At 61.7% G+C, this 9,389-nt stretch carries 11 protein-coding genes and 2 pseudogenes; 8 read left to right on the top strand and 5 right to left on the bottom strand.

Annotation, left to right across the window (positions count from 1 at the left end; translation table 11 throughout):
- Nucleotides 1–14 precede the first annotated feature (14 nt).
- The 3 genes from ACMDB8_RS17115 (at nucleotide 15) to ACMDB8_RS17105 (ending at nucleotide 1,578) form a co-directional block, all read left to right on the top strand.
- Nucleotides 15–299, top strand: a complete 285-nt coding sequence (locus ACMDB8_RS17115; protein ID WP_056723885.1) for a pentapeptide MXKDX repeat protein — start codon at nucleotides 15–17, stop codon at nucleotides 297–299.
- Nucleotides 300–444: 145 nt separating this feature from the next.
- The gene (locus ACMDB8_RS17110) at nucleotides 445–852 is read left to right on the top strand and encodes a response regulator (protein WP_056723887.1); all 408 of its coding nucleotides are present in this window, start codon (nucleotides 445–447) and stop codon (nucleotides 850–852) included.
- 60 nt (nucleotides 853–912) lie between these two features.
- On the top strand, nucleotides 913–1,578 hold the full coding sequence (locus tag ACMDB8_RS17105; protein WP_082562936.1) for an HAD-IA family hydrolase: 666 nt from the start codon (nucleotides 913–915) through the stop codon (nucleotides 1,576–1,578).
- 80 nt (nucleotides 1,579–1,658) lie between these two features.
- On the opposite strand, the gene ACMDB8_RS17100 is transcribed toward ACMDB8_RS17105, so the two are convergent.
- On the bottom strand, nucleotides 1,659–2,318 hold the full coding sequence (locus ACMDB8_RS17100) for a methyltransferase family protein (protein ID WP_056723888.1): 660 nt from the start codon (nucleotides 2,316–2,318) through the stop codon (nucleotides 1,659–1,661).
- A gap of 224 nt (nucleotides 2,319–2,542) precedes the next feature.
- Here ACMDB8_RS17100 and ACMDB8_RS17095 point away from each other — a divergent pair, with 224 nt between their 5' ends.
- Nucleotides 2,543–3,475, top strand: coding sequence for a pyridoxal-phosphate dependent enzyme (locus tag ACMDB8_RS17095; protein ID WP_056723890.1), 933 nt, complete (start codon nucleotides 2,543–2,545; stop codon nucleotides 3,473–3,475).
- Between the two features lie 53 nt (nucleotides 3,476–3,528).
- On the opposite strand, the gene ACMDB8_RS17090 is transcribed toward ACMDB8_RS17095, so the two are convergent.
- A complete protein-coding gene (locus ACMDB8_RS17090) occupies nucleotides 3,529–3,849 on the bottom strand; it encodes a DUF2388 domain-containing protein (protein ID WP_056724010.1) in 321 nt (106 codons plus the stop codon).
- A 118-nt stretch (nucleotides 3,850–3,967) separates the two neighbouring features.
- On the opposite strand from ACMDB8_RS17090, the gene ACMDB8_RS17085 reads away from it, so the two are divergent.
- Together ACMDB8_RS17085 and ACMDB8_RS17080 are read left to right on the top strand one after the other, a co-directional pair.
- On the top strand, nucleotides 3,968–5,077 hold the full coding sequence (locus ACMDB8_RS17085) for an NAD(P)/FAD-dependent oxidoreductase (protein ID WP_409079436.1): 1,110 nt from the start codon (nucleotides 3,968–3,970) through the stop codon (nucleotides 5,075–5,077).
- A gap of 72 nt (nucleotides 5,078–5,149) precedes the next feature.
- The gene (locus ACMDB8_RS17080; RefSeq protein WP_056723894.1) at nucleotides 5,150–5,746 is read left to right on the top strand and encodes a DinB family protein; all 597 of its coding nucleotides are present in this window, start codon (nucleotides 5,150–5,152) and stop codon (nucleotides 5,744–5,746) included.
- A gap of 57 nt (nucleotides 5,747–5,803) precedes the next feature.
- Here ACMDB8_RS17080 and ACMDB8_RS17075 read toward each other — a convergent pair.
- Nucleotides 5,804–5,899, bottom strand: a pseudogene (locus tag ACMDB8_RS17075) (DUF6124 family protein); the annotation flags it as partial.
- A gap of 211 nt (nucleotides 5,900–6,110) precedes the next feature.
- On the opposite strand from ACMDB8_RS17075, the gene ACMDB8_RS17070 reads away from it, so the two are divergent.
- Both ACMDB8_RS17070 and ACMDB8_RS17065 read left to right on the top strand, forming a co-directional pair.
- A complete protein-coding gene (locus ACMDB8_RS17070; RefSeq protein ID WP_409079435.1) occupies nucleotides 6,111–6,908 on the top strand; it encodes an SDR family NAD(P)-dependent oxidoreductase in 798 nt (265 codons plus the stop codon).
- A gap of 29 nt (nucleotides 6,909–6,937) precedes the next feature.
- Nucleotides 6,938–7,135, top strand: a pseudogene (locus ACMDB8_RS17065) (SRPBCC family protein); the annotation flags it as partial.
- 104 nt (nucleotides 7,136–7,239) lie between these two features.
- On the opposite strand, the gene ACMDB8_RS17060 reads toward ACMDB8_RS17065, so the two are convergent.
- Nucleotides 7,240–8,643, bottom strand: a complete 1,404-nt coding sequence (locus tag ACMDB8_RS17060; protein ID WP_409079434.1) for a sensor histidine kinase — start codon at nucleotides 8,641–8,643, stop codon at nucleotides 7,240–7,242.
- A complete protein-coding gene (locus ACMDB8_RS17055) occupies nucleotides 8,621–9,304 on the bottom strand; it encodes a response regulator transcription factor (RefSeq protein ID WP_046043625.1) in 684 nt (227 codons plus the stop codon). Before ACMDB8_RS17055 ends, ACMDB8_RS17060 begins: the two co-directional genes overlap by 23 nt.
- Nucleotides 9,305–9,389: the final 85 nt, after the last annotated feature.

The raw sequence follows: 9,389 nt of genomic DNA, 5'->3' as shown, positions 1-9,389 counted from the left end.
CAAGGAGTTTAATCATGAAAAAGTTGACCACTGTTGTTCTGTCCATGTGCCTGGCCGTTGGTGCCGCCTCTGTGTTCGCTGCTGACACCATGAGCAACGACAACATGAGCAAGGATTCGATGTCCAAGGACGCCATGTCCAAGGATGCAATGAAGAAGACCGATTCGATGTCCAGAGACGCAATGTCCAGAGACGCAATGTCCAAAGACAGTATGTCCAAGGATGCAATGTCCAAGGACGCGATGAAAAAAGACGCCATGTCCAGGGACGGCATGAGCAAAGACGCCATGTCGCAATAATCAAAGGCAACACAAACCCTGTGGTTTTTCCTATTGTCGATCCGCTGTATCAAAAATGAATTTCCGTCGAGTCCGCTGCTCATACCTTTTAGGTGGCGGATTAGTACCCGCGAAATCATTGAGGCAATCAGGGAGCGGCACGGTCATGAGTCGAGTACCGACGGCGGGTGGGGATCTTCCTGGCGGGTTGATTCTGGTGGTTGAGGACGACCCACTGATCCTGGAGTTTCTCTGCGAGATTCTTCAGGAGGAAGGTTTTGTCGTCGAACCGCAAATCAGTGCGGACGCGGCAGCGATCTATCTGGAGCAGCATGCGCCGCAAGTGCACATGCTGCTGACAGACATCACCATGCCCGGCAGGCTCAACGGCGCGGACCTGGCCAACCAGTTCGGTGATCGGTGGCCGGAGAAGCCGATCATGATCATGTCCGGTTTCGAAACCCCTGAAAGCGCAGGCGTGCGGCACGAGGTCTCTTTCATCAAGAAACCCTGGATGATTGGCGGGTTGCTCGATTGCGTGGGCCAGACCTTCAAGTCCAAACGACTCAACTGACCTGCGCGCAGATGCTACATTGCCGGGCAAATCCGTCCGGCACCTGCGAGGCTCCTTTCCTTGTCCGATCACTCTGTTTTCAACTCGACCTACCGTGCCTTTCTGTTCGACATGGACGGCACCGTCCTGACGTCCATCGCCGCCGCCGAGCGGGTCTGGACCACCTGGGCCGTGCGCCATGGTGTCGATGTCGAGACCTTCCTGCCGACCATTCACGGTGCCCGCGCCATCGACACCATCAGGCGCCTGGGCTTGCCCGGTGTGGATGCCGAGGTCGAAGCCGCCTGGATTACCGAAGCGGAAATCGTCGACGTCGACGGGGTATTGGAAGTGGCAGGCGCGGCGAAATTCTTGCGGTCCTTGCCCCTCAGCCAGTGGGCGATCGTCACTTCCGCCCCTCGGGAACTGGCGTTGCGGCGGTTGGCGGCGGCAGGGATTCCCGAGCCTGCCGTCATGATCACCGCCGAGGATGTGACCGCCGGCAAACCGGACCCCGCCGGTTACCGCCTCGCGGCCCGGCGCCTGGGTGTCGAGCCTGGGCAGTGCCTGGTTTTTGAAGACGCTAGCGTGGGGATTCTGGCGGCCGAGGCGGCGGGGGCGGACTTGATGATTGTCACGGCGACCCATGAGCAGCCGATCGAGACGTTGCATGGGACGTTGGCGGGTTATGACATGGTTGTCGCGAGCGTGGATGCCGGCGGTCTGATTCGTTTGCAGCTTTTGTGAACGAAACATTCCCCTGTGGGAGCGAGCAAGCCCGCTCCCACACTTTTAATGTGTTGCCTGCACTTTTTGTGATCGACGCTTCAGTAAATTTTAGGGATCAACCGCCAGCTGCGGGCGCAATAGGCCTCGTACTCACTGCCGAACTGCGCCCTGAGCAAGGCTTCTTCCGAGTGAATGCGCGCGATCAGCGGGATCAGCGTCAGCGCCACCAATATCAGCCCGACCCCCGAACGAAAGGCCAGCGCCCAACCCATGCCGATGACCATCATCCCCAGATAACTGGGGTTGCGCAGGTTGCGGTAGATCCCCTCGGTGACCAGTCGGTGCCCCGGCTGAATGGCCACCAGCCCACTGAAGCGCTTGCCCAGCACAAACACCGGCCACAACCGCAGCGCGCCGCCGACGATGAACAACAGTGCGCCGAGCCAGCGCACGCCTTCGCCGCCAAAGGTCCAGAAATCGATGCGGTCGGTATAGGCCGGCAGAAAACCGCTCAGCAACCCGATCACGCCGAAGGCCGGGATGACCCAGCGGTTGTCCCGGTCTTCGCGTTCCCCTGAACTCAGGTTGACCTCGGTGAACAGTGATGCGACGGCCATGATCAGGGTGGCCAGGGCAACGACAACCAGTGAGCCGTGGCTGAAAAAGGCTGCGAAACCACCCAGCCCCCAGATCGCCAGGGTGAGGTAGGCGAGGGTGCTGACGACGGCGAAAAACGCCAGTTTGACCGAGATTTTCATGGTGCCTCCACGAATTGGCTTACGTAGGAGCTGCCGTAGGCTGCGATCTTTTGATCGTTCATTGGCCTTCGAGTTTCCATGGGTAAAAGATCGCGGCCTGCACCTGCGCCAGGCCGCTGAGACGGTCGCCCCGAGGCCGCGTGAACTAAACTTGCATGAGAGGACCGTTCACCGCTGGCTCGTTGATCTGTTCGGCGAGCCGGTGGCGTGAAACAGGAGCCTATATGCTTCACATCCGCACGCCTTTGATCCTGCACCCTGGCCTCTCGACCCCGACCCGCCGAATCTGGCTGAAACTGGAAAACCTGCAACCTGGCGGCTCGTTCAAAATACGCGGCATCGGCTTGCTGTGCAGCCGGGCGGCGCAGCAGGGCAAGCGCAAGGTGGTCTGTCCCTCCGGCGGTAACGCGGGACTGGCCACGGCCATGGCCGCTGCATGCCTGGGGCTCAAGGCATGCATCGTGGTGCCGAATACCACCGCGCAAAGCACCCGGGCGCGGATCAGCAATACCGGCGCCGAGGTGATCGTCCACGGCAAGGTCTGGGACGAAGCCAATCAACGGGCCCGGGAACTCGCCCAGGACCCACGCAGTGAATTTGTGCCGGCCTTCGACCACCCGCTGTTGTGGGAAGGGCACAGCACCATGGTCGATGAAATCCTTGAAGACTGCCCGCCAGTGGATGTGCTGGTGACATCGGTGGGCGGTGGTGGCTTGCTGGCGGGGCTGCTCACCGGCCTGATTCGTCATCGGCACACCGATTGCCGCATCGTAGCCTGCGAAACGGAAGGCGCGGCGTCGTTCGCCGCGGCGGTGGCGGCCGGGCACCCGGTCAAACTGGCGAAAATCGACACGGTCGCCACGTCCCTGGGCGCCGCGCAAGTGGCCGCCTGGCCGGTCAGGCACATCGGCGATTTTTCCCATGAGTGCGTGGTGCTCAGCGATGATGAGGCGATCATGGGCGTGGTGCGTTACGCCAATGATTTGCGTCAGCTGGTCGAACCGGCGTGCGGGGTTTCGTTGGCGATTGCCTACCTGGATCACCCGGCGATTGCCGATGCCAATGACGTGGTGATCGTGGTGTGCGGCGGGGTGAGTATCAACGCGCAACTCGTGGCCGGGTGGGCACGTTTGTCCACTGGCACGCACGCCAGGTAGGGCTGGAAACGCTATCCCGGTGTCACAAGCCCCACCGCTGGCGATGACGATCTTCAGTGATCGGTGGCAACGCCCTCCTGGACGAGAATGGCGCGGGCCAGGTCTTCGTCGCTTGCGTTGTTGAGGGCGGGATTGTCCTGACGGATTTTTTTCAACACCGCCTCCAGATAGGCACCACGAATCGCACCGCCACTGGCGACGAAGCTGGAAGCGTCATCCCGGGCGGGAATCATCAGTTTGTGGTCTTTGAACGTTGAGTACAGCGAAGCGGAAACCCCGGCGGAAGTGGCGACGTCACCCGCATCCACTTTGGCTAGAGCCGAGCCGAAGGGTAAACAAAGTACCAGGGAAGAAATGATAAACATCCGGCGCATGACGGTGTCCTCCGACAGCATGAAGCATAAGGGAAGTACCACATAGTTTAGGATGCGTGACGGTCGCCGAGAGTTCCCTGGCATTAGCGAGGAACGGGCTGAGAGGGAGGCAAGGTCGTTGAACGTCGATATTCAAAGCGTGGTAGTCGGGGCCGGCGTGGTCGGGCTGGCGGTGGCCAGGGCGCTGGCCAGGAGCGGGCGGGAAGTGCTGGTGGTAGAGGCCGGAGGGGGTATCGGCACGGGCATCAGTTCGCGTAACTCGGAAGTGATTCACGCCGGCATCTATTACCCGGGCGGCAGCCTCAAGGCGCGGTTGTGCGTGGAGGGCAAGCAGCGTCTCTACGCCTATTGCGATGAGCACGGTGTCGATTACCGGCGCGTGGGCAAGCTGATCGTGGCCACCGACGAGCAGCAGCGCGCGGCTTTGCAGCGTCTGTTGCAGCAGGGGCGTGTCAATGGTGTCGATGACCTGCAATGGCTCGATGGCCCGCAGGCCCGGGAGCTTGAACCGGCGTTGTCCTGCGTCGCGGCGCTGTGGTCGCCGTCGACCGGCATCGTCGACTCCCACGGGCTGATGCTGGCGCTCCAGGGCGATGCCCAGAGGCTCGGCGCCACGCTGGCCTTGCACACGCCGTTGCTGTCGGCCCGTTGCATCGAACGGGGTTTCGAGCTGCACATGGGCGGCAACCAACCCATGACGCTGTGCTGCCGCGAATTGATCAACTGCGCGGGGCTGTCCGCTCCCGAGGTGGCGAGCAGCATCGTCGGGCTGCCTGGGCAATTCATTCCCCGGGCGTATCTGTGCAAGGGCAGTTATTTCAGCTTCAGTGGCCGGGCGCCGTTTCTCCACCTCGTGTATCCGGCCCCGGAGAGCGCCGGACTGGGTGTGCACATGACCCTGGACCTTGGCGGGCAGGCGCGCTTCGGCCCGGATGTCGAATGGGTCGAGCACATCGATTACCGCGTCGAGCCTCACAGGGCCGAGGGCTTCTATCAGGCGATCCGCCGCTATTGGCCGGGTTTGCCGGACAACAGCCTGCAACCGGCCTACAGCGGCATTCGCCCGAAAATCAGCGGGCCGACTGAGCCGGCTGCCGACTTTCTCATCAGCGCTCGCGCCGAACATGGGGTGCCGGGGCTGGTCAATCTGTTCGGCATCGAATCACCGGGGCTGACCAGTTGCCTGGCACTCGCCGAACACGTGGTGAAACGCCTGGACGACCGATGATCAGGGCTGGCACTGCCGGGCGGCCATCGGGTCTATGCTAGGGGGTGCGCTTACCGCCATCGGAGAACTCTGATGATCACCGTACGCACTGCCTGCCTGCTGGCCGATTACAAACGCTGGGCCAATCAGCGTCTCTTTGACAGCCTCGCGGCGCTCCCTCCGGGCGAAGTCAAAAAAGAACGGGTGTCGGTGTTCAAAAACATGATCGGCATCCTTAATCACGTCTACGTGGTCGATTGCATCTGGCAGGCGCACCTCGAAGGCCGGGGACATGGCTTCAAGACCTCGCACGACCTGCTGCATGCCGATCTGTCCGAACTGCGCATGGCGCAAAAAGCCATCGATCGCTGGTACTGCGACTGGAGCGCCCGGCAAACCGATGCCTCCCTGGACAAGCCCCTGGAATTCACCTTTGTCTCAGGCGAAAGCGGCACCATGAGCGCCGGCGCGATGCTGATGCACGTGGTCAACCACGCCAGCTATCACCGTGGCTGGGTGGTGCAGATGTACTTCGAGATTCCGGCCATGCCACCGGTGACCGACATGCCGGTGTACCTGCGCGACTCCGAGCCGGTGTTCCTGCAGGCGATCAATGCCCCGATAGTGGCGCCGCCATGTGCTGTGCAATTTTCCAGTGCGACGAGTGTTTTGCCGGATCGCTATCGTTGAGTTCCGTTGCAGACCATTGACCGCTTTCACAGCACAATGGCGAGGGTGCAGGCCAAGCTACTGAGGCGAATCAAGCTGATCCAGTGCCCGGTTCACCGCCAGTTCATCCAGCATGATTACCTGCACAATACCCAGCAGCGCATTGCGGCTCGATTCGGTACTGAGTGCGCACAAGTCGGCGGACTCTGGCGTACACGTAAGCAACGGCGCAAGCGACCGTAGCTTTCATGAAGTAGCTCTGACAGCCGTAAAACACCCTTCGAGACGAGTGAACTGCCCCTTGTTCCGAGCGGCGGCTACACTCTTTCCGACCTTTTCGCGCTGTGTCCGAGCGTACTGCCTTACCCTTTGCTGGAGCTTGAACATGAAAATTGATTTGAGCGGAAAACTCGCAATTGTCAGCGGCAGCACTGCCGGCATCGGCCTGGGCATCAGCAAGGCACTGGCCGAGGCTGGCGCCACCGTGGTGGTGGTCGGCCGCGACACGGCCAAGGTCGAGCAGGCAATGGCGAGCATTCGCCAGCGTGTTCCTGCTGCGCAATTGCGTGGGGTGACCGCTGACCTCGGCACCGTTCAGGGCGCCGAAAAACTGTTCGTCGCCGAACCGCGGGCGGACATCCTGGTGAACAACCTCGGGATCTTCAACACCGTGGATTTCTTCGACGCCCCGGACAGTGAGTGGACGCGCTTCTACGAGGTCAACGTGATCTCCGGCGTGCGCCTGTCCCGGCATTACACGCCGGACATGGTCAAGCAGGGCTGGGGGCGGGTGATCTTCCTGTCTTCGGAATCCGGCGTGGCGACCCCGGCGGACATGATCAACTATGGCGTGACCAAAAGCGCCAACCTGGCGGTGTCCCATGGCCTGGCCAAACGCCTGGCCGGCACCGGCGTGACGGTCAATGCGATCCTGCCCGGCCCGACCTTTACCAATGGCCTGGAAGACATGCTCAAGGACGCCACGGCCGAGTCCGGACGCAGCGCCCGGGACGAAGCCGATGCGTTCGTGCGCAAGGCCCGGCCGACATCGATCATCCAGCGCGTGGCGGATGTCGAGGAAGTCGCCAATCTGGTGGCCTACATCGCTTCGCCGTTATCCTCGGCCACCACCGGTGCCGCCTTGCGGGTCGACGGCGGTGTCGTCGACAGCCTGGCCATCTGAGCCCCAAAAACTTTGAGAGAGCCCCCGACCTGGCAACTGCATCATCAACGATCGAGGTCCCGGCATCGGCCGATCAGGTCTGGCAATTGATTGGCGGTTTCAACTCGCTGCCGGACTGGATTCCGTTCATTCCCAAGAGCGAGCTCAGTGAAGGTGGGCGGGTACGCCGGCTGGAAACCGGCGATGGCGCGGTGGTAGTCGAGCGCTTGCCCCTGTGGGAGCGAGCTTGCTCGCGATAGCGGAGTGTCAGGCGATACATCTTTACCTGATACACCGTCATCGCGAGCAAGCTCGCTCCCACAGGTACTGTGTCCGCTCAGGCAGATTTTTATCAGGCCTGCGGAATCAGACTCTCCCGACAATCAAGCACCAGCCGCGCGCCACCCAGTTCGCTATTGCCCACCTCCAGGGTAAACCCGTGCAGGCTGACAATCGCCGCGACGATGGACAGCCCCAGCCCGAAGCCGCTTTTGTGATTGCCCGCTTCGGCGCGGTAGAAACGCTGGAACACCGCTTCACGTTCCGCCTCGGGAATGCCCGGGCCGGAGTCGAGCACTTCGATTCGTGTGTGCCCGCCATCATTGATCCCGCGCAAAATCACTGCACCACCGGGCGGGGTGAATTTGATCGAGTTGCTGAGCAGGTTCGCCACCGCTTCGAACATCAGTGCGCGGTCGCCATGGAGGGGCGGCAATGACGCGGGCAGGTGCAACTGGAACACCAGGTCGTCGTCTTCCGCCAGGGGCAGGTAGAACTCATGCAGTTCTTGCAGCAGCGCCACCGGGTCCACTTGCACGAATCCGGAGCGACGCTGGCGGTCTTCCAGTTCGGAGATCCTCAGTAAGCCACGGAAACGCGCCATCAGCGTATCGGCCTCGGCCAGTACCAGGTCCAGTTGCATGGCCTGCGGCGAGCCTTCGCCGGCTTGCTGTTGCATGCGGTAAAGCTGCGCGCGCAGACGGGTCAGGGGCGTGCGCAGGTCATGGGCGATGTTGTCGCACACGCCCTTGACCTCGTTCATCAAGCGCTCGATGCGTTCGAGCATGGCGTTGACGATGGCGGCGAGCATGTCCAGTTCGTCACGCCGATTGGACAGTGGCAAGCGCCGGCTCAGGTCGCCGGCGACAATGGCTTCGGCACTGGCCTGAATCCCGCGAATGCGCCGCAACGGCCGGCGGCGCAGCAAATACCAGCCAACGATGCCCGGCACGATGGTCAGGGTCATACCCCAGAACAAGGCGTGAAGGATGATCCGGGTCACGGCGAACAACGATCCGTTGTCGCGTACCAGCACCAGCCAGCGGCCGTCGAGGGTGCGGGTCGCCACGGCGTCGCAACTGTCGGCAGGCAGCGTCTGTTCGTCGCTGTCGTCGGAGGCATCGCAATCGAGCAGCATGTGGATCTTGCCATCGAGCGGCAAGCCGTCCGGAATGTAGCGCAAGGCGCCGCTGAGGTAGCGGTGTTGGGCATCGAACAGGCCGTAGGCGTCGATGCCGCGGATGTCGAAGGTCATACTCACGGCGAGGGCGTCCACCAGTTGCTCGCCGGAGAAGCGCGAAAACAGGTGCTGGCGTTGCATCAGCGAATGCTTGGCCAGGTTGTCCAGGTAAGCGGAAACCTCGTAGTACATGACCCCCATGAGGATCCCGCTCCAGATCACGAACAGCGAACTGTAGAGCGCCAGCAGACGGCTGCTGGAAGAACGCCAGCCTTTAGACGGGTTCGGCAATGACATAACCCGAGCCTCGCACGGTCCGAATCAGTGGGGCATTGCCAGGCGGGTCGATCTTTTTGCGCAGACGGCCGATGTGGACGTCGATCAGGTTGGTGCCGGGGTCGAAGTGGTAACCCCAGACCTCTTCGAAAATCATCATCCGCGAGAGGATTTGCCCGGTATTGCGCATCAGGAATTCCAGCAGTTTGTATTCGGTGGGCAATAGCGTCAGCAGTTGACCGTCGCGGCTGGCTTCGTGGCTGATCAGGTTCAGCTCCAGATCCGCCACCCGCAGCGTGGTGGCCTGGGCGGTCACGGTGTTCTGCCGACGCAGCAGGACTTCGACCCGGGCGGCCATTTCATCGGTGGCGAAGGGTTTGGTCAGGTAGTCGTCGCCGCCGGCGCGCAGGCCGCGTACGCGCTCATCGACGTCGGACAGTGCGCTGATCATCAGGATCGGCGTGGCCACGCCCATGGTCCGCAGCGTGGTGACAATCGCCAGGCCATCGAGCTCGGGCAACATGCGGTCGAGGGTGATCAGGTCATAGTTGCCGTTGACCGCACGTTCCAGCCCTTCGCGGCCATTGTCGACCCAGTCGACGTCGAGGCCGTGGCTACTCAGTTCAGCGACAATTTCCCGGGCGGTCACGGCGTCGTCTTCGATGGTCAAGATGCGGGTCATAGGGCTGGCCTGATAAGCAGTTCAATACGAAGTTGCGAGCATTTTGCCAAGAATTGCCCGCGACTTAATAAATTAACTTTCATCT

It is taken from the genome of Pseudomonas monachiensis (assembly GCF_047345015.1).
Taxonomy (GTDB): domain Bacteria; phylum Pseudomonadota; class Gammaproteobacteria; order Pseudomonadales; family Pseudomonadaceae; genus Aquipseudomonas; species Aquipseudomonas monachiensis.
The sequence above is the reverse complement of the archived record's forward strand: the minus strand, read 5'-3'. Positions and strand labels throughout refer to the sequence as shown.